General features: G+C 69.1%; 27 protein-coding genes and 1 pseudogene. 16 read left to right on the plus strand and 12 right to left on the minus strand.

Annotated features, from left to right (window positions below):
• Positions 1-58: 58 nt before the first annotated feature.
• The 3 genes from AC27LF_RS36435 (at position 59) to AC27LF_RS36445 (ending at position 2,980) form a co-directional block, all read left to right on the plus strand.
• Positions 59-790 (plus strand): glycerophosphodiester phosphodiesterase, encoded by a 732-nt coding sequence (locus tag AC27LF_RS36435; protein ID WP_479664715.1) that lies wholly within the window; start codon positions 59-61, stop codon positions 788-790.
• Between the two features lie 289 nt (positions 791-1,079).
• Entirely contained in the window at positions 1,080-1,904 is an 825-nt protein-coding gene (locus tag AC27LF_RS36440) for an alpha/beta fold hydrolase (protein ID WP_479664714.1), read from the plus strand.
• Between the two features lie 362 nt (positions 1,905-2,266).
• A complete protein-coding gene (locus tag AC27LF_RS36445; RefSeq protein WP_479664713.1) occupies positions 2,267-2,980 on the plus strand; it encodes a GntR family transcriptional regulator in 714 nt (237 codons plus the stop codon).
• Between the two features lie 786 nt (positions 2,981-3,766).
• On the opposite strand, the gene tatC is transcribed toward AC27LF_RS36445, so the two are convergent.
• The 6 genes from tatC to AC27LF_RS36475 form a co-directional block, all read right to left on the minus strand.
• Entirely contained in the window at positions 3,767-4,603 is an 837-nt protein-coding gene (gene tatC / locus AC27LF_RS36450; RefSeq protein WP_479664712.1) for a twin-arginine translocase subunit TatC, read from the minus strand.
• A 414-nt stretch (positions 4,604-5,017) separates the two neighbouring features.
• The gene (gene tatA, locus AC27LF_RS36455) at positions 5,018-5,299 is read right to left on the minus strand and encodes a Sec-independent protein translocase subunit TatA (protein WP_479664711.1); all 282 of its coding nucleotides are present in this window, start codon (positions 5,297-5,299) and stop codon (positions 5,018-5,020) included.
• Positions 5,300-6,052: 753 nt separating this feature from the next.
• Complete coding sequence (locus AC27LF_RS36460; RefSeq protein ID WP_479664710.1) at positions 6,053-6,637, minus strand: hypothetical protein; 585 nt, start codon at positions 6,635-6,637, stop codon at positions 6,053-6,055.
• A 254-nt stretch (positions 6,638-6,891) separates the two neighbouring features.
• Positions 6,892-7,320, minus strand: coding sequence for an ATP-binding protein (locus AC27LF_RS36465; RefSeq protein WP_479664709.1), 429 nt, complete (start codon positions 7,318-7,320; stop codon positions 6,892-6,894).
• Positions 7,321-7,704: 384 nt separating this feature from the next.
• Entirely contained in the window at positions 7,705-8,493 is a 789-nt protein-coding gene (locus AC27LF_RS36470; protein WP_479664708.1) for an anti-sigma factor family protein, read from the minus strand.
• 25 nt (positions 8,494-8,518) lie between these two features.
• Positions 8,519-9,121 carry a sigma-70 family RNA polymerase sigma factor gene (locus tag AC27LF_RS36475; RefSeq protein WP_479664707.1) on the minus strand — a complete coding sequence of 201 codons (603 nt, stop codon included), beginning with the start codon at positions 9,119-9,121 and terminating at the stop codon, positions 8,519-8,521.
• Positions 9,122-9,731: 610 nt separating this feature from the next.
• Here AC27LF_RS36475 and AC27LF_RS36480 point away from each other — a divergent pair.
• The 6 genes and pseudogenes from AC27LF_RS36480 to AC27LF_RS36505 all read left to right on the plus strand — a co-directional run bounded on the left by AC27LF_RS36480 (position 9,732) and on the right by AC27LF_RS36505 (position 13,090).
• Entirely contained in the window at positions 9,732-10,028 is a 297-nt protein-coding gene (locus AC27LF_RS36480) for a plastocyanin/azurin family copper-binding protein (protein WP_479664706.1), read from the plus strand.
• Positions 10,025-11,023 carry a metallophosphoesterase family protein gene (locus tag AC27LF_RS36485; RefSeq protein WP_479664705.1) on the plus strand — a complete coding sequence of 333 codons (999 nt, stop codon included), beginning with the start codon at positions 10,025-10,027 and terminating at the stop codon, positions 11,021-11,023. Before AC27LF_RS36480 ends, AC27LF_RS36485 begins: the two co-directional genes overlap by 4 nt.
• Positions 11,020-11,514, plus strand: coding sequence for a hypothetical protein (locus tag AC27LF_RS36490; protein ID WP_479664704.1), 495 nt, complete (start codon positions 11,020-11,022; stop codon positions 11,512-11,514). The genes AC27LF_RS36485 and AC27LF_RS36490 overlap by 4 nt, the downstream gene beginning before the upstream one ends.
• A complete protein-coding gene (locus AC27LF_RS36495; RefSeq protein ID WP_479664703.1) occupies positions 11,478-11,750 on the plus strand; it encodes a hypothetical protein in 273 nt (90 codons plus the stop codon). Before AC27LF_RS36490 ends, AC27LF_RS36495 begins: the two co-directional genes overlap by 37 nt.
• Positions 11,751-12,150: 400 nt before the next feature.
• A pseudogene (locus tag AC27LF_RS36500) lies at positions 12,151-12,381 on the plus strand (IS110 family transposase); the annotation flags it as partial.
• Positions 12,382-12,589: 208 nt separating this feature from the next.
• Complete coding sequence (locus AC27LF_RS36505; protein ID WP_487231289.1) at positions 12,590-13,090, plus strand: hypothetical protein; 501 nt, start codon at positions 12,590-12,592, stop codon at positions 13,088-13,090.
• On the opposite strand, the gene AC27LF_RS36510 is transcribed toward AC27LF_RS36505, so the two are convergent.
• The 4 genes from AC27LF_RS36510 to AC27LF_RS36525 all read right to left on the minus strand — a co-directional run bounded on the left by AC27LF_RS36510 (position 13,005) and on the right by AC27LF_RS36525 (position 16,836).
• The gene (locus AC27LF_RS36510) at positions 13,005-13,838 is read right to left on the minus strand and encodes an IS5 family transposase (RefSeq protein WP_487231290.1); all 834 of its coding nucleotides are present in this window, start codon (positions 13,836-13,838) and stop codon (positions 13,005-13,007) included. The two genes, AC27LF_RS36505 and AC27LF_RS36510, sit on opposite strands and share 86 nt — an antisense overlap.
• A 662-nt stretch (positions 13,839-14,500) precedes the next feature.
• A complete protein-coding gene (egtA, locus tag AC27LF_RS36515) occupies positions 14,501-15,745 on the minus strand; it encodes an ergothioneine biosynthesis glutamate--cysteine ligase EgtA (RefSeq protein ID WP_479664398.1) in 1,245 nt (414 codons plus the stop codon).
• Between the two features lie 102 nt (positions 15,746-15,847).
• The gene (locus AC27LF_RS36520; protein WP_479664397.1) at positions 15,848-15,973 is read right to left on the minus strand and encodes a hypothetical protein; all 126 of its coding nucleotides are present in this window, start codon (positions 15,971-15,973) and stop codon (positions 15,848-15,850) included.
• 116 nt (positions 15,974-16,089) lie between these two features.
• Positions 16,090-16,836 carry an SDR family NAD(P)-dependent oxidoreductase gene (locus AC27LF_RS36525; RefSeq protein WP_479664396.1) on the minus strand — a complete coding sequence of 249 codons (747 nt, stop codon included), beginning with the start codon at positions 16,834-16,836 and terminating at the stop codon, positions 16,090-16,092.
• 189 nt (positions 16,837-17,025) lie between these two features.
• On the opposite strand from AC27LF_RS36525, the gene AC27LF_RS36530 reads away from it, so the two are divergent.
• Positions 17,026-17,934: a LysR family transcriptional regulator gene (locus AC27LF_RS36530; protein ID WP_479664395.1), complete on the plus strand. Its 909-nt coding sequence runs from the start codon at positions 17,026-17,028 to the stop codon at positions 17,932-17,934.
• Positions 17,935-18,270: 336 nt separating this feature from the next.
• Here the strand turns inward: AC27LF_RS36530 and AC27LF_RS36535 are convergent, their stop codons facing one another.
• A complete protein-coding gene (locus tag AC27LF_RS36535) occupies positions 18,271-18,519 on the minus strand; it encodes a hypothetical protein (RefSeq protein ID WP_479664394.1) in 249 nt (82 codons plus the stop codon).
• 272 nt (positions 18,520-18,791) lie between these two features.
• Between AC27LF_RS36535 and AC27LF_RS36540 the strand changes: the two genes are divergently transcribed.
• From AC27LF_RS36540 to AC27LF_RS36565, 6 genes are read left to right on the plus strand one after another with little or no spacing between them, the layout of a single operon-like run.
• A complete protein-coding gene (locus tag AC27LF_RS36540) occupies positions 18,792-19,253 on the plus strand; it encodes a Fur family transcriptional regulator (protein ID WP_479664393.1) in 462 nt (153 codons plus the stop codon).
• Positions 19,202-19,480: a hypothetical protein gene (locus AC27LF_RS36545; protein WP_479664392.1), complete on the plus strand. Its 279-nt coding sequence runs from the start codon at positions 19,202-19,204 to the stop codon at positions 19,478-19,480. Before AC27LF_RS36540 ends, AC27LF_RS36545 begins: the two co-directional genes overlap by 52 nt.
• 9 nt (positions 19,481-19,489) lie before the next feature.
• Positions 19,490-20,521 (plus strand): CobW family GTP-binding protein, encoded by a 1,032-nt coding sequence (locus AC27LF_RS36550; RefSeq protein ID WP_479664391.1) that lies wholly within the window; start codon positions 19,490-19,492, stop codon positions 20,519-20,521.
• The gene (locus tag AC27LF_RS36555) at positions 20,518-21,549 is read left to right on the plus strand and encodes a WD40 repeat domain-containing protein (protein WP_479664390.1); all 1,032 of its coding nucleotides are present in this window, start codon (positions 20,518-20,520) and stop codon (positions 21,547-21,549) included. The genes AC27LF_RS36550 and AC27LF_RS36555 overlap by 4 nt, the downstream gene beginning before the upstream one ends.
• Positions 21,546-21,962 carry a (2Fe-2S) ferredoxin domain-containing protein gene (locus tag AC27LF_RS36560; RefSeq protein WP_479664389.1) on the plus strand — a complete coding sequence of 139 codons (417 nt, stop codon included), beginning with the start codon at positions 21,546-21,548 and terminating at the stop codon, positions 21,960-21,962. The genes AC27LF_RS36555 and AC27LF_RS36560 overlap by 4 nt, the downstream gene beginning before the upstream one ends.
• The gene (locus AC27LF_RS36565) at positions 21,949-22,335 is read left to right on the plus strand and encodes an ArsR/SmtB family transcription factor (protein WP_479664388.1); all 387 of its coding nucleotides are present in this window, start codon (positions 21,949-21,951) and stop codon (positions 22,333-22,335) included. The genes AC27LF_RS36560 and AC27LF_RS36565 overlap by 14 nt, the downstream gene beginning before the upstream one ends.
• 116 nt (positions 22,336-22,451) lie before the next feature.
• Here the strand turns inward: AC27LF_RS36565 and AC27LF_RS36570 are convergent, their stop codons facing one another.
• Complete coding sequence (locus AC27LF_RS36570; protein WP_479664400.1) at positions 22,452-22,772, minus strand: metal ABC transporter permease; 321 nt, start codon at positions 22,770-22,772, stop codon at positions 22,452-22,454.
• Positions 22,773-22,779: the final 7 nt, after the last annotated feature.

Genomic DNA, 22,779 nt, shown 5'->3' on the forward strand with positions numbered 1-22,779 from the left:
ACGCACGCCTTTGTTTGACCACACGTACCGCGATCACCCTCGAATGAGGAAGCAGCGCATGTCATTCTGGTTGGAAACTCGCAAGCACCGGGCCGCACCGGCTGTGATCGGACACCGGGGCGCACCCGACCTCGCTGTCGAGAACAGTGCACGATCCTACGAACTGGCACTATCCGCCGGTGCCGATATCCTCGAAACCGATGTCCAGTTGACCGCCGACGGCCATATAGTCTGCTTTCATGACGACGACTTCCTCCGCTTGTGTGGAAATGCGGAGCGCGTGGAAGCGGTGTCACTGTCCGATGCTCGTGAAATCTTCCCGAGCCTACTCGAATTCAATGACTTTCTCGCCCTGACAGGCACGTCCCCGATTATCGTTGACGTGAAGTTTTCCGGACGCCGTGAGATCGATCGGTTCGTCGAAGCGGTCGAACATCACGGCGCTCTGGAACGCAGCCTGTTTTCCGCTTACACGCCTGCCATTGCGGCATTGATCCGCGACCGTTCTCCGGAAGCCGGCATCGGAACGTTCTTCCCCGGTGGCGCTGACGCCATGACGACCGCCCATGCTGTCGGCGCGCGGTGGATACGCGTGCTGCCGAAGGACTATGAGCCCAGGGTCCTGGACAACCTTCGTGCCGCGGGGTTCTCCACGATCGCAGTCGCCGCGCCGCTGTCAAGTTTCGGCACGCCAACCGACCGGCCCGCCCTCCAACAACTCGCTGCGCTGGGCATCGACGCCGTCATCACCGACAAGCCCCAACTCGCGGCCCAGGTGTTCAAAGGGTGATCTGTGCGCGGGTACCGGCGAGCCTGCGCTTCGACGAGGACACGTCTCCCCCGGACATCACGCCTTTTGCACGCCCGCAGGTCTGCGCCGGCAGGTGCGTTGTCATGCATCCCGTGTCGCGATCAAAGCCTCGGCGACGGACTCCGGGAAGCCGAACACCCGGTTCCGAAGTGACTTCTGTCGCGGATGCCGCACAGCGACGCCCCCCTTGTGAAGCCTTCTCCCTTCTGTTCGACCCGACACACAAAGAAAACCGAGGAGTTGATCACGGATGCACGGAAAAGCACTCGTGAACGGCGCACTGCACGCCTACCAAGAAGTGGGCGATCACGACGCACCCCCCGTCATCCTTCTCCACGGCGGGCGGGGCAATTCGGACGTTCCCGGGACGTTTGCTGCATTTCAGCCCCTCGGCGACGCATTCCGTGTGATCGCTTACCAGCGGCGCGGCCTCGGCGCATCCGAAACCAGAGAACCGCTGACTGTGGATCAGCTGGTCGAGGACCTTGAGTCCCTGCGATCAACACTGACCGGATCATCCCAGGCGACGCTCATCGGGATATCATTCGGCGCGCAACTCGCAATGATGCACGCCCTGCGGTACCAAGGGAGCGTTTCCCGACTCGTCCTCATCGGCGGCACAGCCAGTGACGAGTTCGTGGACATGGCGCTCGCCAATTACGAAAAACGTGCAGACCAAGCACCGATGGCCACCAGGGACATGGTCGAAAGGTTTCTCCGCGGGCGACTCGTGAACGACACCGAGCACCGGATCATCAAGTTTGCCATGAGCCGGCTGTACGACGAGAACACATCGGCCGAGGCGGCGCTCAGGTCGGCGCTCATGAATCCTGTCAACACGGAACTTCACGCGCGCCTGTATCTTGGCAAGTCCTACGACATACGCGGCCGGCTCCCGTCATTGCGTATTCCCGCACTGGTCATGTGCGGGGAGGACGACTGGGTCACGCCGCCCGCCTGCTCCGCCGAAATTGCCGACCTGATCGAAGGATCAGAGCTCGTGGTGATGCCGAAATTGGGCCACACCGTGCAAAGCCAGGCGAACGAAGAAGTCATCGGGCGTATCCGAACGTTCCTGACAGGGAGCAAATAGCCGGTCCGCAGGAGAAAACAAGCAACGGACTCGGGTGATCCACGAACGGCCGGAAAGGGGTCATCGTCCACGGCTCTCGCTCGGCAAGGTCCTCCCGGCCTGCGAACCGCAGCGGCAACGGGCCGGCGCCCGGGCCGGAACGACCCTTGTCTGCGCCAGAGGAATGGAGGTCCAGAAGATCTCGGCCTCAGCAGATCGGGCGTACTCGCCGAACTGCTCGGCAACGACAGGTTGGTAGACTTCGAGGTCGCCGGTCATCGGGTACGCATGCGCCCAGTCGACTGGAGCTCCTGTGCCGTCCGAGGTGGTCGCGCGGGTGCCGCGTGCGCCGATACGAATCTTCGACGAAGGGGAAGCACCCTGTGGCTACCGCCACCTATCTACGGCTCGCCGATGAGCTCGCGGGCGCAATGAAGGATGCGCCCCCCGGAACTCGGCTCCCCTCGGAAAACGAGCTGGCAGCGCAGTACAAGGTGAGTCGTCTGACCTCGCGAATGGCGCTTGAGGAGTTGCAGCGACGGCACCTGGTGTCCCGGACACGCGGCTCGGGCACCTACGTGGCCAGGCGACTTGAGTACACCGTGAGTGACAAGGTGGGGCCGAGCTGGACGGAGACGGTGAAGCAGGCCGGAGGACAGCCTGAAATCAACGTTCTCAGTGTCGAGAGGATGCACGCCCCGGCCTCTCTGCGCAAGACGCTGCGCCTCACGGAAAACGCTCAGATCGTCAGGCTGGTTCGACTGGGAAAAATCGACGGAATCCCGGCGAACTACAACACTATGTACTTTCCCGCCGACCTCGCTCCGGGGTTCAGCGATCTGCTCGCCAATGGCGGGTCTACGCACAAGCTGATGGTCGCTCTTGGTTTTGCGCCGAGACGGTTGTGGATGAGCGCTGAGCTCGATGTGGTCGCCGAGGAAGCGGGTCGGCATCTGCTCCTTGATGGTCGTCCTCTCGTATGGCGCTTTCGGAGCTGCCTCGTTGACACAAAGACCGGGCGCAGAGTCGAGACCGCTGACGGCTGGACCCGACCCGACGTCCTGCGGGTGAAATATGAGCTGGGAGATACCGAGTGACCACCCTGGTTTCCTCGGATGACGGGAACGACGCCGCGCTCGCCGTAGACGGTGTCTACGGTGTGCACGGCGCGGCGGGCAAAGGGCGTGGCAGAACCTTGAGCGTGGCTGACTGCTGCGGTCGGTAACGGTGTGGCCGACGGGCGGCAGGCCGGTGCTGGTGGACCACGGAGCGGTTCCTTGAGTTCCAGGAGTCCTGGGGCGCCAAGTATCCGTCGATCGTGAAGCTGTGGTCGGACGCCCGGGCCGAGTTCGTGCCCTTGGTCTCCTTCGACGTGGAGATACACGGGTCTTCGAAGTTGAGTGGGTCCGGCGGTCAGCGTGTGGGTGTACATGGCGGCGGGGCCTTGACCTCCGACCGACGGCGTCTGCAAGGCCGGCGGTGCCCACAGCGCCCAGGGATTCAACTTCGTCCTCCCCCATCTGTAGGCACACATCCCGGCGAGTCCTGAACGTGCAGGTGGCCACCATGCCGGTCCCCAGGAGGGCATCGCCAAGGACAACGTCGGTGAAGGTGGACGCCGTCGTCCACCTCCGGGTCACCCGGCCCGGTCGACGCGCCCGGCGCCCGGGGATCGTGGCCCACGGCCACGTGTGTGGCCGTCATACGCCGCTTCGCCGATGCCTCGGCATTTCGGCCGCTACGAGAGGCCAGATCGTCCTCGTCCACCATTACCGGACGGCAGACGGCATCGTGCGAAACGCCAACCTCGCGGTCGGGCGAGGAACACATCGTGCTGCGCGCCGCGCGTTCTCCTCCCGCAAGCCCGGTCCGCTCCCCCGGCGTCAGATCCCGCTGGGTCGCCCGGGTTCCTCTGTCTCTCTTCGGGCCTTGCGCCGGTCATTGAGAAGCGAGAAGACGACGGCGGCGAAATAGAGCACCCAGATCGGTGCGGCCAGCGCCAGCATGCTCAGCGGGTCCGTGCTCGGCGTCGCCACAGCCGAAAAGACCGAGATCCCGACGACCGTGCCGCGCCACCGGCCGAGCATCCGCTGACCGGACAGCACTCCGGTGAGGTTCAGCATCACCAGCAGCAGCGGCATCTCGAAGGAGAGACCGAAGACGACCACCATGCGGGTGACGAGGTCGAGCAGATCGTCCAGCGGCAACAGGTTGTCCACCCCGTGCGGGGTGAAGTCGATCAACACCTTCGCGGTCGTGGGCAACACCTTGTAGGCGAAGAAGGCGCCGCCGAAGAACAGCGGGACGCCCACCCCGGCGAACGCGTACGCGTATTTACGCTCGTGCTTGTGCAGGCCGGGGGCGACGAACGCCCACAACTGGTACAGCCATACCGGCGAGGCCAGCAGGACGCCAGCCATCAGGGACACCTTCAGCGCCAGAGTGAAGGGCGCGAGCAGACCGTTGATCGTGATCCGCGCGCAGGTGGTGTCCGCGGTCTGCTTGGCCAGATCGGCGAAGGACGTCGGGCAGCCGACCGAGTCCAGCACCGGCCTCGTGCAGAAGTTGATGATGCCCTTGTAGTAGAAGGCCGCGGCGACCGTGACGGCCAGGATGGCAAGGACGGCCTTGGCGAGCCGGTTGCGGAGCTCACGAAGGTGCTCCGCGAGCGGCATCCGTCCCTCGGGATCCTTCTCCTTGTTGCGGGCCGACTGGGGCACGCCACGTCCTCATTTCGTGCGGCGGACCGGGGACCACCGGCCCTGCGTCAGTACGTGATCCTCTCCGTCACCCCGTGGGGCGCGAGCCACGGCGGCGCTTGCGGCCGGTGACGCGCCCAGGAGGCGGTTGGTCCGGGTCGGCACCACCTACCGCGAGCTGATCTGCCCTGCCCGGTCCCGAGGATGGGCGGCTCGCGAAGGTCCTCGGACCGTCCCCCTGCTACGCGCCGCGCCCGGCCGGGAAACAGCGCTGCTGCGGCCAAGACGCCGACCGATACCGCAGACAACGACGCGGCGCCCCGGCAGCGGCGGTCCCCGGCGCCGCAGGTGTCGCCCTCAAGAGGTGAGCCGGCCGAAGAGGCTTCGCGGCAGCGTCCCGTGCGGGGATGAGCCGGGGGCGCGGCAGGACCGGGTTCAGTCTCGGTGGCTGGTCGTGCTGTCCGTGGACGGGGTGCGGGCGGTGGCGGTGTCTGCGGGAGCGCCCGGGATCGTCCGCGGTGCCGGTGCAGGCCCGGGCTCGGGGCGTGGCTCGTTCGATACGCCGTCGTCCTTCATGGCCTTGGTCTCGCTTTTGAGGATCCGCATGGACTTGCCCAACGCCCGGGCCGTGTCGGGCAGTTTCTTCGAGCCGAAGATCAAAATCACCACGGCGACCAGGATCAGCAGGTGCCAGGGTTCCAGCGCATTGCGGAACATCGTCACACCACCCCTTCGAACGCGTCGGCCCTCGTACCTGCCTCGGCGATCAGAAGAAGCGTTCCGCCCACGACTGGGCCGTGCGGACCGTCGACGCGGCGGGAGGCGCACACCGTTGGCCGCGGACGACGGCCCGCTGACACCGGCGGGCCCGTCCAGCACGGTCGCCCGTGCGCCGATACTGCGAAGGGTCTGCCTTCGCAGTATCGGCCACACCCGCCCTGGACACCGCGCTGCTGGACGCGGCCGATGTCCACCACCCGGCCAGGCTCCGCACCGACGGGTGGCCGGCACGCGTCGTCGCGGGAGGGGATCCGCAGGAGGTGGCCGGGCAGGCCGACGTCCGTGCCCGCGCTCTCGTACGCGGGCGTCTGGGAGGAGGTTTCCCGGTGCGCCTGGCACGGCGGTCGCACCGGTGTCCGCCGTCCGCGCCATCGGGGGGTTCCCTGGGCGTGGTCCGGCCGGGCCGCACAAGTGAAATCGTCGCCCGTCGCCGCGACTGCAAAGGGCCCGGCCGGCATCAGGCCTACGGTGAGGCGTAGTTCGCCGTCTGTGACCCGCATGGCTGCCTGCACCGGCCGCCGGGTCCGAGGAGTGCGCGGGGGCGTTCGGGCCGGCTGGGCACCCGGCCGCCGCCCCTGGAAGCAACCGCGCTCGGGCACCCGGGACAGCTGATGGGTCTCCGCGTTCGGGCACGGTGCGTTCATCGGCTCTTTCCGGTGTGCCGGTTCCTGTCGTCGGCCGGGGTGATGCTCACCGGTGGCTGTCGGGCTCGGGGGACGAGGCGAGCGGACCCGGCCGGCTGCTGCGGGAGCGTGCCAGGTTTCGGTCTCCTTGCGATTCATGGGTCTTTCCTTCTTCTTGTCGTGTCGGGATCGATTCGGATTCTGGGCCGCCGGCAGCCGTCCATGCGGCGTACTCCTGGCGGACGTAGCGGCGGCAGCCGGGGCCGGGCGTGATCGTGTCCGGCCGGTACGGACCGGCCACCAGGTCGGGACGGCGGCGGTCGTGCCGCAGGAGTTGTTCGGCGGTTTGTGCGGCCGCGCCGGCTGGGCCGGGGTCAGGGCTTTCCAGGGCCATACGGTCCATGAGGGCTGCCCGGCGCAGCAGCCAGGCGCGTTCGGCGACCGCGGCGTCGACCGGCGCCACGGTGAAGATCCTGGCCTGGCGGCCGTCGCGCTCGGCTCCGAGGGCGAGCAACTGGTGCATTTCGCGGCGCAGGTCGGGCGCTTTCGCGTACGCCTCGTGCGGGGGCGGGGCGCCGACGTCCTCGCCGGTGTTCAGTGGGATGTCCTGCCCCGATACGGCGGGGCGAGCGCCGCAGCGTGTGCACAGCATCGTGTCGTGGTCCAGATCGCTGCGGTCCGGGCTGCCATGGTCGAAGTCCGGTGGGTTCGCCGGGGACCGTACAGGCCCCCGGACCGGGGCTGGGCAGACAACGACGGGGCACGGCTTGTGGGCCGTGAGCGCCCGTTCGCGGGGGTCGCCGGGTGATCCTGCGCCGTGGCGGCCGCCGGTGGCCGGCGACCGGCGCATTGCCGCGGTGCCGGGCCCGGCCGGGGACGGCTGCTCGCACGGAAACCCGGGGCCGGTCATGCCCAGCACCTCAGGCGGGCGCGGACCTCGCGGCCGCTGCGCGTCTGGTGGACCTCGGTCGACTGCGCGAGGTACTGGACGATGCCGGTGCCGCGGCCGTGCTCGTCCGGGGCGGTGTCCGGGCGACGGCGCTCCACGGCCGTTCCGGAGTCACTGACCACGATGTTCAGGGTGCCGTGGTCGAGGACGAGCCGCAGGGTCATGTGCTCTCGGCCGTACTGGGCGGCGTTGGCCGCGAGTTCGTCGACGATGAGCACGGCGGACTCGCGCTCGCTCTCGGCAACGTGCCAGGTCTCCAGCAGATCGGCCGTGAGGTGACGAGCGGCGGAGACGTGCGCCTCCTGCGCGGGCAGGGCGAGCAGTGCCTCGTGTCGGCAACACCGGGAGGCCGGTGGGCTCGTTGGGGGGGAATCGGTTACGAACATGGTCTTCTGACTCTTCTGTGCATGTGCGGAGACCGGAACGTGCAGACTGCCAACGCATTCGAAGGACGGTCGGGAGGCCGGATCCTGCATCGGTGCGTTCATTCAGTTCCACGGACGGCACATGCCGAACGGTTCGAGCAATTCGCGCCTTTTGCTCCGTTCTTGCCGGTCAGGTCAAGACCGCGAAGCGTGCAGGCCGCGGCCGCGCACTCGCGCGTCAAGTCGGCGAAGGACTGGCCTTCTTCGCGGGGATGGACGGCACGGGCGGCCCATCCCACTCGTTCGGCAACCACGGAAGGGGAGCGGGCCGGATTCCCGTGAACGACCGTGGTCCGGTGCGCCGGGAGTCCGCCCGACGCCGAGTCGGGCGGGCTCCCGGCGATCTCACGCTCGGATCGTGACCAGCTTCTGACCGTTGCCGGCGACGATCTCGAAGTGCTCGATGGCACCCGGAGACATGGGGACCGCCCCGGGGACCGTGGTGCCGGAGGGGTACTCACCAGCCCGCCAGGTGGCGCCGTCCGCCCGGACGCCGCCGGATCCGACCGCCTGCAACCGGCAGGTGATCCCGGCGGGTGCCCCCTTGGCGGAGACCTGTAGGACGCTGCCCCAAGCAGAGGGCGAGACCTTCACCGAAGCGGTGACGCCGGTGGCGGGATCATGTCCGGAGAAGGTGCGCGACGGAGCCGGGGCGGTCGGTCCGTGCGGCGTCGCCTCACTGCTCACGGACCCGATGGCCGCCAGCCAGGTGCCGCCGACCGCTCCCGCGAGGAGCATCAGGGAGGCGGCGGCGCCGGCGAGTTGCAGCCGCCACGTCTTGCGGCGCCGGGCCGCGGCCTGCTGCAGCAGCCTCTCCAGCACCCCCGCCTCGCGTGTCTGCGGCACCCCGGCCGCGGCTGGCCGAGCGTACGGAGGACCCTGCACGCTTTCGGCCGCCCGTGCCACCAGCCGGTCGGCGAGCTCCGCGTCGGCCGCTGACACCGCCTGGCCTGCGGCTTCCGCCGGGGCCACCGTCGCCAGCAGCGCGGGCAGTCCCGTCAGCTGAGCGTGTTCGGCCCGGCACTCGGCGCATTCCGCGAGATGGGAGCGCACCCGCTCCGCTTCCGCCGAGGGCAGTGTGCCCAGGACGTATGCTCCCAGCGCCAGCCGGAGAGCGTCGTGCTCCGTACTCATGGTCGCCACCTCCTGCACGCCACGGTCATGGCTCGATCCCCCGCTCCTGGAGCGCCAGCCTCAGGGCGTGCAGGGCGTAGTACGTCCGTGACTTCACGGTGCCCAGCGGGATGCCCAGCACCCGTGCGGCCTCCGTCATGGTCCGGCCGTGGTAGTAGGTCTCCAGCAGGACCGCACGGTGGTCCGGGGACAGCGTCCGGAGCGCGTCGGCCACCGCCCAGCTCTGCAGTGCCTGCTCGATCTCGTCCTCGCCGGACGTCTGCTCGGCTGCCCGCTCCAGCGCCTCGCCGCCGGCCTCGGCCGGCCTGGCCTGCCGGGCCCGGTGGGCATCGATGACCAGGTGCCGGGCGACCGTACACAGCCATGCCCGGGCCGGGCCCCGTGCGGGCTCGAACGCGGCGGGATGCTGCCACGCCCGCAGCAGTGTCTCCTGCACCACATCCTCCGCCCACTGCCGGTCTCCCGAAGTCAGCCGAAGCGCGTAGTGGAACAGGGGCCCCGCGTGCTCGGCATACAGAGTGCGCAGCAGTTCCTCGTCCGCGGTCGAAAGGGCCCCTTTCCCAGAGACACGGTTCGCGGAGCGATCCGGATCGGCCTCTTTACCACGTTTTCTGAGGCTCCATGGCATAAGAGGATCATTGCGCATATTTACCGCTTTGTCTCGTGACACTCTGTGCGGCCACAGTGACACCCGGAGGCAATGAGGGGGTCACACCCCTGCAAGGCGTCACGGCGCCACGGGCCGTGCATGCGGAGGGCCGGAGAGCCGGCCGATCCGCGACACCCCGACGAAGGGTCGCAAAAACCGCATATCGACTGAACCGTGCGACCCCCGCCGTCCGTGGACTCAGGAAAGAACCGATCTGTACGGCTTTTCCCTCTTGTTTCCCCGAACGGGGATCACCGGCCCACGGCGCACCGCTCTTGGGCCTGCCGGGGGAACTGCCGTATGCCGCCTGCACCTTCGAGGAACGAACACCATGCACCTGAACCTTCGTACACCAGGCCGACGATCACGCGCCGCTGCCGGACTCGCCGTCGCCGCCGTCGCGACCGTCGGCACGTTGGGGCTCCTGAGCGCATGCGGCCAGTCGTCGCATTCCTCGGCCGCCGGCCCCGGCGCCGTCACACCTGGACGGGGTCAGCATCAGACGGCCGGGATGCCCGGTGCCTCCGGACCGGGAAACGCGCCGGGCACCGCTCCGGACACCTCACCCATGCCCAGCATGAGCATGCCCATGAGCCCCCCGAGCGGGGGTGCGTCGACCGCTCCGGTGACCGGAGACGCCGTGGCGATCAAGAACTTCGCATTCTCCCCGACCACGCTGAAGGTCAAGGTGGGCACGACGGTGACCTGGACCAATCAAGACACCGACGCCCATACCGTCACCAGCTCCGGAGCGGGCGGCCCCCTGCACTCGGCCGCCCTGGCCACCCATGCCACCTACAGCTACAAGTTCACCAAGCCCGGCGCCTACGCCTACCTGTGCACCATCCATCCGTTCATGACCGCCACCGTGGAGGTGACCCGATGACCGAATACCACGACAGCGTTGACCCGGCGCCGGTGGGCGACACCGAACAGCCCGCCGGGCCCAACGGCATGACGCGACGTCAACTCCTGCGGCACGCGGGGTGGTTCGGCGGGGCCGTGGTGCTGACCGTGGCCGGTGGAGAGGTGATCAGCCACATCGCCGACTCCCGGAACACCGCTGCCGCCGCGACGGCAGGCGGCACGACGACAGACGGCGCACTGCGCTTCGTGCAGGTCTCCGACAGCCACATCGGCTTCCAGGGCCCGGCGAACATGGACGTGGCCGGCTCCTTCACCGAAGCGATCCACCAGGTCAACTCGCTCGGATTCCGGCCCGACTTCGTCATGCACAGCGGCGACCTCACCCACCTGTCCACGGCGGCACAGTTCGACCAGGTCAGGCAGATGATGACCGGTATGCAGACGGATCACGTCTTCACCGTGCCGGGCGAGCACGACTCCATCGGCGACGCCGGCCGCGCCTACCGGCAGACCTTCGGCAAGGGCACGCTCGGCGACGGCTGGTACAGCTTCGACACCCACGGCGTGCACTTCATCGCCCTGGTCAACACCCTGAGCCTGGAGAAGCTCGGTCACCTCGGCAACGAGCAGATCGAATTCGTCCGCAGGGACCTTTCGGGACTGTCGTCGGACACCCCCGTCGTGGTCTTCAGCCACATCCCGCTGTTCGCGATGTACCCGAAGTGGGGCTGGAGCACGGACGATGCGTTGCGGGTCATCGCGCTCCTGCGCCGTTTCTCCTCGGTCACCTGTCTCAACGGGCATGTCCACCAGCTGTTCACGAAGACAGAGGGCAACATCACCTTCCACTCCGCCACCACCACGGCCTACCCGCTGCCGAAGCCGGGTCGGGCCCCCGCACCCACCCCCCAGGTCGTCCCCGCCCGACACCTCAAGGAAGCCCTCGGCATTCGCACCGTCGGCTACCGGCAGGGCTCCCGGGAGCTGGCGATCAAGGATGAGAGGCTGGCATGAGCACCGGAAGGCTCCTCGCCGCGGCCCTGCGCTGGGCGATCGCCGCCACGCTCGCCGTGAGCGGATACATCCACGCCCAGCTCTACGTCGACGAGTACCGCTTCATCCACATCGTCGGCCCCCTGTTCCTGCTCCAGGCGAGCGTCTCCTTCGCGGTCGCCGCCCTGCTGCTGACCGGGATGCCGCCGCTGCTGAGGATCGCTGCCGCCGGTGTGGCCCTGGGCGCCCTCGGGGGCTTCGCGGCCTCACGCACCGTAGGCGTCTTCGGATTCACCGAACACGGCCTGCAGCCCGCCCCACAGGCCCAGCTCAGTCTCCTGGCCGAAACCGGCACGCTGCTGCTCCTCGCCGCCTGGCAGGCAACCGTGCCCGGACACCACCGCGCTGCCCGACCTCCTGTCAGGACACCCGTCCTGGACCGCCCCACCACCCGCACACCGAAGGAGTACCCCCCGTGCCACCGCGACCGCGCCCAGCACCCCCCGGGCTGAGCCCGCATCTACGCGAACTGGGCGACGCCGTGCGCGCCCTGCTCGGACTGGACGACGACACCGCCGTCGTCATCCGCCAATTCGCCCACACCGAACCCGGCCGTCCCCCGCGGGAAACCGTCGTCGCCGTGCTGTCCATGGACGGCGAGGCCCACCACTGGACACTCCACCGCCCCGCCGGCCAGATCACAGAGAACGACTTGCGGGCCGCCCTGCTCCACCACCGACCGAACTGACCAGAGAGGCCCTGCGGTCCTGGGTCCGGCAGGCCGACGCCGACGCCGACGCCGACGCCGACGCCGGCCTGACCAGTTCCGAGCCGGCTGAGCTGAAGCAACTCAGCAAAGATGACGCCGAGTTGAGGCCAGCGCTTTGCCCAACCAGCCGGGCGAGGAACCGGCTCAGCACAATTACCTTCTTCGTGGCCCCGCAATGGGGCGCTCGGCCTCTGGAGCCGGCATGACGGGTCCCCCCGAACGCATGGCGGGGGCTGGTGTCACCAGCTCCGGAGGCATCGACAGACCGCTGATCAGGGGCATGACCACCGGCATCTCCGGAGGCAGGGAAGCTCTTCGTCATGTGGATGTGGCGATCGGTGCCGCTGGACGGCCGGGCGAGTACGACCGGAGACTGCACGTGATCGACACCAGCGACATCGGCGTCTTCCTCGGCCTGGACGTCGGCAAGGGCGAACACCACGCCACCGCCGTCACCCCGACCAGGAAGAAAGCCCTCGACAAGCGACTGCCCAGCAGCGAGCCCAAACTCCGCGAAGTCTTCACGAAGGTGCAGGCCAAGCACGGCACCGTGCTCGTAGTCGTCGACCAGCCCGCCTCCATCGGCGCCTTTGCGAGGACGGCCGAACGCCTGGTCGAGGACATCGTCACCGCACTCGACGAACAGACCGTCGTCGTCCCCGGCACGGACGCCGCCGCCCTGATCGTCCCCAGCCTCGCCAGCTCAAGGGTTTCTCGAAACCGAGTGTGGTGGCTTGGTTTGTGCTGGTCAGGCGTGATGCCGGGGTGGGTGAGGTAGGTCCGGTGCGTCCGTGGAGGTGGCGTGCTGGAGGTGTGTGATGGCGTCGGTGCTGGGGCGGCTGGAGGAGCGGGAGCGTGCGGCCCGGAGGCGGGTGGAGGAGTTGCAGGCCGAGCTGGAGGCGGCGCAGTCGGAGTGGGACGAGTGGCTGATCGCCCGCAGGCGGGTCAGCGAGGTGTGGGACGCGGGTGAAACCGCAGCCCAGGAGGCTGTGGCGGGGAAGATGACGGAGGGGAACAAGGCCAGGAAGCCGTCGGCAGTGAAGTCCGGATCACTGGTTCCCCTCTGGCGGGAGGAGCTGTCGGCCGAGGTGCTGGCGCCGGAATATCAGCAGGTCATGGGCCTGCTGGCCGAACGCCGCGCCACTGGCGGTCAGCCACTGAACTGCCGCGAGATCACTGCCTTGTTGGGGCTGGAGGTGGTTCCTGCGAAGATCGAGGGAGTGCGGTGCAAGCTCAAGCGGCTCGTTGCGCGGGGATGGGTGCACGAGCCGGCACCGGGCCGGTTCGCCTGCGGCAATGGCCGAGACGGCGGGTCATGACCATGGTCATCGACCACAGGATCATCGCCTCCGACGACGCGGGCAGCCGCTCGTAGTCGCGGGCGAGGCGCCGGGATCGGGTGAGCCAGGCGAACGTCCGCTCGACGAGCCACCGTCTGGGCAGCACGACGAAGCCTGTCCGGCTGTCGCTGCGGCGGATGACGGTCAGCATCAGGTTCAGGGCCGTCGCGCACCAGTCCACCAGCATGCCGGTGTATCCGCTGTCCGCCCACACCCGCCTGAGCCGGTGATGCTGCCGCGCGGTCTGCAAGAGGAGATCCTGGGCAGCGTCCCGGTCCCCTGTCGAGGCGGGGGTGACCATGACTGCCAGGATCAGGCCGAGGGTGTCTACCACGATGTGCCGCTTGCGCCCTTTGATCTTCTTCCCGCCGTCATAGCCGCTGGTCGCGGCCCCGACCGTCGATGTGCCCTTCGCGGACTGCGAGTCGATCACCCCCGCCGTCGGCTCCGCGTCCCGGCCCTGTGCTTCGCGGGTCGCGGCGCGGAGCCGGTCGTGGAACTCGCCGGTCAGCCCCTGCTTGCGCCAGCGGGTGAAGAACCGGTGCACCGCCTTCCACGGCGGGTAATCGGCAGGCAGCGCGGGCCACTTCACGCCGTTGTCCACCACGTACCTGATCGCGTCGAGTATGTCCCGGTGGCAGTACTCCTCCGGTCGGCCGCCCCGGCCCTCGGCCCATGCGGGCTTCGGGATCATGTCGCGGACCGCTGCCCACTCTCCGTCACTCATGTCGGTCGGATAGCAGTGTCTGCCCCACGGATGGTCCGCGGCGTTGCCGTACGTGTGGGCGAAACAGTCGCACGTCCGTGTGTCCGGAATGGACTCTTTCACAGCAGACCGATACAACTGCGGCAACAGGGCCTCCTGGTGAGCAGTGGCGTAGACACCCTCTGTGCTACCGAGAGGCCCTGCCTTCATGCCCCCGCGCGGCCACAATCACCTGAACAGCACACCCGTACGGAACCCCAAGCTGCACACTCGGTTTCGAGAAGCCCTCTCACTCCAAGCCGTCCTCGACCAGCGCAGACTCCTCGCCACCAGGATCAAGGAACTCCTGGAGGCCCACTCCTCGGCCGGCCACTGCGCCCACCGCTCTTCGTCAGCCTCGGTCGGGCCGCGGTTCCCGTACTCACCGACCGGGCAGGGCCCCGAGCGCCAGCTCCTCGATGCTCGGCTGGGTCGCGGCGGTGAGCGACACGGAGTCCCCCTGCGCATCCGCCGTCCTGGTACCGTCAGCGGCCAAGCGGCAACACGCGAAGACCGTCGTCAGAATCGGAGCCTGCCGGGGCAGCGGATGCGTCGGGGACTGGTGTGGCAGTGGGGGCGGCGATGGACCCGTTTCGAGCCGTACTGAAGGTGGGGGCGTTCGTCATGGCATGCCTTTGCGGGGGTCAGGTGCGGCGGAGCGCGTCCAGATGGTCATGGGCGGGGGAACGGCCGCGCTCTGTGTAGCGCTCGGTGAAATCCGTCAGGACATGCCGCAGGACCGCCGGGGTGCCGGGAACGGCGAGAGCGCTGTCGGCCGCGGCAAAGCAGGCGCGGGCGGCCTTGGCGAGGTCCTGGTCGTCGAGGCCGGTGCGGGCCGCCCGCAGCCAGACGTCGTGGGAGGGGACGGGCCGCTGCGGGTCCGGGCACAGTGGCTCGGTTGCCGCGTAGGCGGCATCGGCCGCCACCGTGTCGTTCAGGAGCGTCGCGGCCAGCACGGTCGGCACGACCCAGCCGTCGCCGTTCTGCGCGTCGGTCATCCGCAACTCCAGCCAGCCGCGCGGTCTGACCGGCGGGAACAGAGTGCTGAGGTGGTAGTCCAGGTCGGCCAGGGTCGGCGGCCGCAGCTCGGGTACACCTCCCAGCCAGGCGCGGAAGGTCAAGCCGGAGGGCGCGGACCAGTCCCCTTTGAGGTCGCCCGGTATGCACATCACCTGCGCGTCGAGCGCATAGCGGGTCCAGGCCACACGTGGGTCGCAGTGGTAGCGGGGCGGGCGGGTACGACCGGCATCCATCCGGGACCAGATGTCCTGCCGGCTGGACAGCCACCCGGTGGGCCACCCGTCCTGTATCGGGGAGTTGGCGAAGGCGGCGACGAGCACGGGACCGATACGGTGGGCGAGTTCCCAGCGGGAGCGGTAGCCGCCGACGCCGCGGGAGTCCTCGCCGGAGTCCAGGTTGATCTGTACGGATGCGGTGCGGCGCATCATGTCGCGGCCCCAGGGGCCCTCGCGGTCGAAGAAGCTCTCCATGGCCCGGTAGCGGGGATGGTCGAGCACGCGAGGCGGTTCACGATAGGGGTCGAGGCCCCGGCCGACGAGTGCCAGATCGGCCTGCTCGACTGCCGTGCGCAGTACGGCGAGATCCGCGGCCATCATCTCGACGCACGCGCCGAGCGAGAGGGCCGGCGGGGAACTCAGCTCCAGCTGGCCTCCCGGCTCACGGGTGAGCCTGCTGCCCCCGGGCAGTGCGCCTGTCACCTCGATCGGCGCGAGGGCGGCGTTCAGCCGGTCGCCGGATACCGGCAGCCGAGGGTCGTGGCGGTCCTGGACCAGCCACTCCGTCTCCACACCGATCCGCTCAGGGGGGCCGGTCTTGAAACACACGCCGAGCACATACGCTTCCGCCTCTTCCAGGGTCAGTTCGGTCATGCCTGTCCTCCTCTCGCACAATCCGGTGCGGGTCAGGTGGGTGTCGGGCTGGGCGAAGGGGTGGAACGGCGCGTCGAGGGGGAAACCGCCCCACCCCCGCTGTCAGTTGGAAACGGCCTCGGAGGTGATCTGAACGTGCTCGGGGTAGAAGGCGAAGCGGCCGGCGATCTTCCCGCCGTCCCGAGTGACCACCCGGATCAGACTGGAGTTCTCGACGACCTCAGGCACTGAGGCGGGTGCGTCGTCGGCCCGGCTGGTGGTCGGCGTCGTGACCCGGTTCGGTCTCCGGCCGCACACGGACGGGCGACCGGAGACCTTCGCGGTGGCGGTGGTCGCCGCGTCGTTCAGACGGCGAGGCGACCGCCGTCGGCCACGATCACCTGGCCGGTGACGAAGCTCGCGCGCTCGCTCGCCACGAACGCGATGACCTCGGCGAGTTCTTCGGGCGTGGCGTTGCGCTTGAGCGGGTTGACCTCGGACCAGGTCGTGAACCGGTCGGCGCCGATGAAGTCCACCACGTTGTCGCTGTTCACGTTCCCGGGAGCCACCGCGTTGACGCGTATGCCGTACCGGCCCCACTCCGCGGCCCAACTGCGGGTGAACGATTCGACGGCCGCCTTCTGCGCTCCATACGTCGCCATGTGCGGCATGGCGATCGCGGCGGCGATACTGCTGATGTTGACGATGTTTCCGCCGCCCCGCTCGATCATCCCCCGGACGAGTCGTGTGCTGAGGACGAAGTTGGCGCGCACGTTGGTGTCCCATGACTCCGCGTTCGCTTCGCTGTCCTGGTCGAGGGTCGGCTTGATGCTGGCCCTGTAGCTTGCCGCGTTGTTGACCAGCACGTCGATTTCACCGGCCTCCTTGGCCAACCGCTCGACGTCGGCGAGATCACTCAGATCAGCGAGGATGAACCTGGCCTTTCCTCCGCCGGCGGTGATGTCGTCCACCACCTCGGCCCCGCGCTCAGCGTTGCGGCCGGTGATCACCACCGACGCTCCGTCGCGTGCGAACACGTGCGCCGTCGCGGCGCCGATACCTCCTCGCGACCCCGCACCCGTGATCAGAACGCTCTTGCCCTCGAAATCCATTGTGTGCTCCTAGAAAAAGACATCTGAAAGACATCTGACGGCGCGCGCCGAGATCGGGCGGCAGCTTTCCGGCCCTGGTGTCTGCGCTGCGCGTGCACCACGGTAGGAGCCGCCCTACATAGAGGCAAATAGTGGCAACGTATACTCTGCATTGACATCTCCTATGTCATATCGAAGGTTGGAGTTCGAATGAACCTGCGCCAGTACGAATACGCCCTGGCCGTCGCCGAGGAGGGCTCCATGACAGCGGCAGCAGAACGTCTGCGGGTCACTCAGCCTTCTCTGTCGCAGCAGATCGCCACCTTGGAGAAGCACCTCGGGGTGCAACTGTTCACCCGCACCCCGAGCGGGGTGACGGTGACGGTGGCGGGGCGAGCTTTCCTCGCGGAGGCGAAGATCGCGACGACCGCGTCCCGGCGTGCCATCACGGCCGCCCGCGCCGCCGACGGGGAACTGGCAGGCGAAATCATCATGGCTGTCCACATGGGCCTGGGAGCACGCCAGCTTCCCCAGGTACTGGGGCAGCTGCGCAATCGTCACCCGAAGCTGCAGGTGACTCTCCACGAGGAGCCCGATCCCACGGACATGGAACGAATGGTCCGCCAGGGAACCCTCGACATGATCCTCGTGCACCGCTTCCCCGCCGGGTGCACCTTCGACGCTCACCCTCTGGGCGAGGAAGCCTACGTCGCCGTCCTGCCGAAAGGGCACCCGCTTCTCTCGGACCGCGCCGCCCTGCGCCTGGAAGACCTGGCGTCACAGGGGTGGATCCGGTTCCGGCGCGCCAGCCTGCTCGACGACTACCTCGCCCGCCTGCTCGCCGACGCGGGCCTCAGCCCGCACACAGTGGCCCGAGCGTCACAGATCTCCACTGCGGTGCGGCTCGTGGCGCAGGGCTTGGGCGTCACTGTGGTCCCGGCCTCGGCCATCCCCGAAGGCTTCGAGGAACTGGCCTGCCCGCTCCAGCCCTCCCTGACCGAGCCCGTCCTCGTCGGCGTGCGGCGCAATCCGGGTTCGGCAGAGACGGCCATGCTCGACCATCTCAGCCAGCAGAACTGGTGCGGTACGAGCCTCCTCTGTCAGGCCGCAACTGATTGAGCGTTCCGGCGGCCTCCTCTGCACCGACTGCGCCGGCGGAATCGGTGACTTCTTCTGCGCGCGATGCGGCCAGGAGGCCAGGCGTTACCGACGCGGGGTCTGCGGCCGATGCGTCCTGACCGAACGGCTCCGCGATCTCCTCGACGACGGCACTGGCTCCCTCCGCGCCGAACTGCTCCCGCTGTTCGATGTCCTACGGCAGATCCGCCGCCCTTGGGGTGCCCTGACCTGGACCAACAAGCCGCACGTCCAGCGGACCCTACGGACTCTTGCCCGCGGCGAAGTCCCCGTCAGCCATGAAGGCTTGAGCCAGCTCACGCCCTGGCGATCGGTCACCTACCTGCGCGACCTGTTCATGCAGATTGGCCTCCTGCCACCCGCCGACCGGCAACTGCTGCCGTTCAGCGATGGCTCGGCGAGAGGCTGCCCGCCATCGACGCTGCCGGGCACCGGCGGCTGCTGGAGCCCTTCGCCATCCCCGCCCCGCTCACCCAGCGCCAGCGGCTCGCCTTGCTGCGGCAGACCGTCAACCGCGACGACATCCGGCTCCAGGACCGCGTGGCCGCCGCACTCGTCCTGCTCCACGCGCAACCGCTCACCCGGATCCCTCGTCCCACCACCGACGTCCGGGCGGGGGCGCCGGACAGATGCAGGGGCAACGCGAGCAGGAAGAGGGCCGTGGCCGCGGCGGCCCAGCGCCTCTCGGGCAGCGCGAACACGCGGGTACGCCGCCAATCCCCGCACCTCTCCAGGGACCAGAACGCCTCAACACATGACCCATCATTCATATGGACATGGATTTCATTTCCATCTACGGTGGGTGCAGGCCCAGCGAGTACCACTGGAGGTGATCTGCCGTGGGCAGCCGGACGACCCGGCAACGGAGAGCGGTGCTGCGTGCGCTCGCAACCTGCACGGACTTCGTGTCCGCACAGGACCTGTACGCCCTGCTGGTCGCCGGTGCCCACTCGATCGGCCTGACCACCGTCTACCGGGCGCTGCGTGAACTGGAGGCCGAGGGCGGCGTCGACGTCGTACGCGACGACGACGGCGGACGGCGCTACCGGCTGCGCCCGGCCGGCGGGCACCGCCACTACCTGATCTGCCGCTGCTGCGGGCGCAGCCGCCCGGTGGACTCCGAGGTCGTCGAGGACTGGGCCGCACGGATCGCCGCCGACACCGGGTTCGCCGCGGTGGAGCACACCGTCGAGCTCACCGGCCTCTGCGCCGACTGCCACCTCACCGGGGACGAACAAGGAGAGCCACTGTGCCACTGGGATCACGACCGCCAGGACCGACGCAGCAGCTACGAGCACTGAAGGAGACCGTACGCAGCCTGCTCGGCCTCGACGACGACACCGCCGTCATGGTCCGCCAGCTCGCCTGCACCGAACCGGGCTGCCCACCGCTGGAGACGGTCGTCGCCGTGCTCCCCATGGACGGCGCCGCCCGCCGCTGGACCCTGCACCGGGCCGCCGACGAGGTCACCGAGGACGACCTCCGGCGCGCTCTGCTCACCGACGAACTAAATCACCAGGACCACTAGGAGCCCGACTTGACCACCCCGGAAACGCGCGAACCCCGCGAACCGCGCGACGAACGTGTCCCCGTCACCGTACTGACCGGCTTCCTCGGCTCGGGCAAGACGACCCTGCTCAACCGCATCCTCACCGAGAACCACGGGATGCGGATCGCCGTCATCGAGAACGAGTTCGGTGAGGTCGGCATCGACGACGCGCTCGTCCTCGACGCCGAGGAAGAGATCTTCGAGATGAACAACGGCTGCATCTGCTGCACCGTCCGAGGAGATCTCATCCGCATCCTGGGCGCGCTGATGCGCCGCCGCGAGAAGTTCGACCACATCCTCATCGAGACCACCGGTCTCGCCGACCCGGCGCCCGTCGCGCAGACCTTCTTCATGGACGACGAGATCGCCGCCCGGCTGCGCCTCGACGCCATCGTCACCCTCGTCGACGCCGCCCACGTGCTCCAGCACCTGGACGAGGTCAAGCCCGAGGGCGTGGAGAACGAAGCCGTCGAACAGATCGCCTTCGCCGACCGGGTGGTGCTCAACAAGACCGACCTGGCCGACGACGAAACGATCGTGGAGGTCGTCCGGCGTATCCGCGCCATCAACAACGGCGTACGCGTCATCCCGGCCCGGCACGCCGAGGTCGACCTCCAACAGGTTCTGGACGTGGGCGCGTTCGACCTGGAGCGGGTGCTCGCCGACGACCCGTCCTTCCTCACCGAGACCGAGCACCAGCACGACCTGACCGTCACCTCGGTCGGCATCGACCTGCCCGGCGAGCTCGACGAGGGGCGCCTCAACGCCTGGCTGGGCAACCTTCTGCGCACCAAGGGCGTCGACATCTTCCGCTCCAAGGGCATCCTCGCGATCGCCGGGGCACCGAAGCAGTACGTCTTCCAGGGCGTGCACATGCTGCTGGACGGCGAGTTCGGCCGGGACTGGCGGGACGGTGAGGGGCGCCGCAACAAGCTCGTCTTCATCGGCCGCGATCTCGACCGGGATGCGCTGGAGCGCGGCTTCGCCGCCTGCCTGGCCACGGCGGGAGCCGTCGCGTGAGCGCCGGCGTCGGCCTGGAAGCCGCGCTCGCCTGGGACGTCACCGTCGACGACGCCCCGGTCGCGCTCAGCGCGCGAGGGGATCTGGTGGCGGTCGCGGGGGCCGAGGGCACGGTACGGGTCCTGGACGCCGCGTTCGGCGCCGAGATCGGGGCGCTGACCCTTCCCGGCGGGGCGCTGCGCGTCGAACTCTCACCGGACGCACAGCACTTGGCGGCCACGGGGCCCATGGGATACGCCCTGTGGCGGCGCACGGACGGCCGTACGACGGTCCGGGAATCCGGTGCCTGGTCGGCGACCGCCGCCTGGGCGGACCATCAGCGAGTCGCGGTCGCCTCCGGCCGACGCGCCCTCGTACTGGACGCGGATGGCGGCGAGTTGTGGCGTACGGAGCCCGCCGCGTCGACGGTCACCGACCTCGCGTGGCTGCGGCAGGGGCGGCGGCTGGCCGTGGCCGCGTACGGCGCGGTGCGGGGCCATGAGCGGCACACCGAGAAGCCCGTGGTCACGTACCCCTACGTCGGCTCGCACCTGGCGCTCGCCGTCGCGCCGACCGGGAAGTGGATCTGCAGCGGCAACCAGGACGCGTCCATCCACATCTGGCGCACGCGTGACGGCAGTGAACTGACCATGTCCGGCTATCCGGGGAAGGTCACCCGGCTCGCGTTCGACGAGACCGGGTTCTGGCTGGCCGCCGACGGCGCGCCGGACGTGACGGTGTGGGACTTCTCCGGAAAGGGTCCGGAGGGCACCGCGCCGCGCTCCCTGCGCTGCCACGAGACGGTCACCGCGCTCACCTGGCGGCCGGGGGCCGCCGGCCATCTCGCCAGCGGGGGAGACGACGGCACGGTGGCGCTGTGGCACGCCACCGCCGGCCCGCCGCAGGCCCGGCTGCACCCGGCGCGCACACTCGAAGGCGATGGCACAGCGGTCGCGGCGCTCGCCTGGGCCGGCCCTCATCTGCTGATCAGCGCCCACCGGGACGGCCGCGTCCGGGCACAAGGCGTACCGTCCAGGACCGACCTGTGAACCCCCGTACGACACGCACGGTGACCGTCGGCGCCGCACGGAACAGGCCCTGCACACTGGTCGTCTGCCGGGGCTGCTGCTGCGGCAACGCCCGCAAGCACCCCGGCACCGACCACACCTGGCAGTTGGAGCGGCTGCGCGCCGGTGCCGCCGAGCACGGCTTCCACGTCCGTACGACGGACTGCCTCGGCCCCTGCGACCAGGCCAACGTCATCGTCGTCCAGCCCTCCGCGGCCGGCCGGCGGGCCGGGGGCAGGGTCACTTGGATCGGCTTCGCCATGGCCGAGGACTGCACGGAGGAGCTGCTGCGTTGGGCCGCCGAGGGCGGGCCCGGTGTGGCGGCGCCCCCGGCCGCCCTGGAGCTGCAGTTCGTCCGCCCACCGCGTGAGGCCCGGATCCGTGCACGCCGGTGAAACGGTAGGGGCCGACGAGGCCGACGGCGGCCGCGAGGTGATCGCGGCCGCCCGCCTCGACGTGGCCACCGCCGCGTCCGTGGCCACCACGCTCCAGGCCCTGGCCACCCCCTCCCGGCTGCTGATCCTGACCGCCCTGCGGCAGGCGGAGTCGTCGGGCGTCTCCGTCACCGAACTCGCCGCCGACATCGGCATGGAACAGTCCGCCGTCTCCCACCAACTGCGCCTGCTGCGCGCGTTGGGCCTGGTCACCGGCCGACGCGACGGCCGCCGCGTCGTCTACCGCCTCTACGACGACCACGTCGCCCAACTCCTCGACCAAGCCGTCCACCACATCGAGCACCTGCGGCTCGGCATGCGCGATCCCCGCTGAACCGAGCTCGGAGCGCCTACACCTCCGTCACCATGGAGCAATCCCGCGTTCCCCGCCGACTTCACCCTCTGCGTGCCCTGGCCGCATCGGCATGCACACCCCGCGCTGAGCCGACGTCACACCGCCACACCCCGTCGAGGGCGAACGGCGATCACCGACACCGCGTACACGGCCGTCGCCGTCGCCAGGATGGCGAAGCTCGGCGGCAGTACCGGCACGGCATAGCTGAGAGCCAGTCCCGTCCACATCTCGGCGACCGCGAGTGCGGCCGACAACGTCAGGGCGTGGTACGGGCGTTGGGGAAGCCGATGTGCGGCTCCCGCGGGCGCGGCGAGCAGGCCGAGCAGCAGCAGTGAGCCGACCGCCTGCGTGGCCTGCGCGGTGCAGGCGCCGACCCCGCCCCGGGAACGGAGAACCGACGAAGTGTGGCGGGGCAGGTGACGG

The sequence above is a fragment of the Streptomyces diversicolor genome (genome assembly GCF_057537855.1).

Bases quoted from the DNA above. Each gene is read 5' to 3' on its own strand.
- AC27LF_RS36435 (WP_479664715.1), top strand. From the start codon at position 59: ATGTCATTCTGGTTGGAAACTCGCAAGCACCGGGCCGCACCGGCTGTG.
- tatA (WP_479664711.1), bottom strand. From the start codon at position 5,299: ATGTTCCGCAATGCGCTGGAACCCTGGCACCTGCTGATCCTGGTCGCC.
- AC27LF_RS36460 (WP_479664710.1), bottom strand. From the start codon at position 6,637: ATGCTGTGCACACGCTGCGGCGCTCGCCCCGCCGTATCGGGGCAGGAC.
- AC27LF_RS36465 (WP_479664709.1), bottom strand. From the start codon at position 7,320: ATGTTCGTAACCGATTCCCCCCCAACGAGCCCACCGGCCTCCCGGTGT.
- AC27LF_RS36470 (WP_479664708.1), bottom strand. From the start codon at position 8,493: ATGAGTACGGAGCACGACGCTCTCCGGCTGGCGCTGGGAGCATACGTC.
- AC27LF_RS36475 (WP_479664707.1), bottom strand. From the start codon at position 9,121: ATGCCATGGAGCCTCAGAAAACGTGGTAAAGAGGCCGATCCGGATCGC.
- AC27LF_RS36480 (WP_479664706.1), top strand. From the start codon at position 9,732: ATGAGCCCCCCGAGCGGGGGTGCGTCGACCGCTCCGGTGACCGGAGAC.
- AC27LF_RS36485 (WP_479664705.1), top strand. From the start codon at position 10,025: ATGACCGAATACCACGACAGCGTTGACCCGGCGCCGGTGGGCGACACC.
- AC27LF_RS36490 (WP_479664704.1), top strand. From the start codon at position 11,020: ATGAGCACCGGAAGGCTCCTCGCCGCGGCCCTGCGCTGGGCGATCGCC.
- AC27LF_RS36505 (WP_487231289.1), top strand. From the start codon at position 12,590: ATGGCGTCGGTGCTGGGGCGGCTGGAGGAGCGGGAGCGTGCGGCCCGG.
- AC27LF_RS36510 (WP_487231290.1), bottom strand. From the start codon at position 13,838: ATGAGTGACGGAGAGTGGGCAGCGGTCCGCGACATGATCCCGAAGCCC.
- egtA (WP_479664398.1), bottom strand. From the start codon at position 15,745: ATGACCGAACTGACCCTGGAAGAGGCGGAAGCGTATGTGCTCGGCGTG.
- AC27LF_RS36525 (WP_479664396.1), bottom strand. From the start codon at position 16,836: ATGGATTTCGAGGGCAAGAGCGTTCTGATCACGGGTGCGGGGTCGCGA.
- AC27LF_RS36530 (WP_479664395.1), top strand. From the start codon at position 17,026: ATGAACCTGCGCCAGTACGAATACGCCCTGGCCGTCGCCGAGGAGGGC.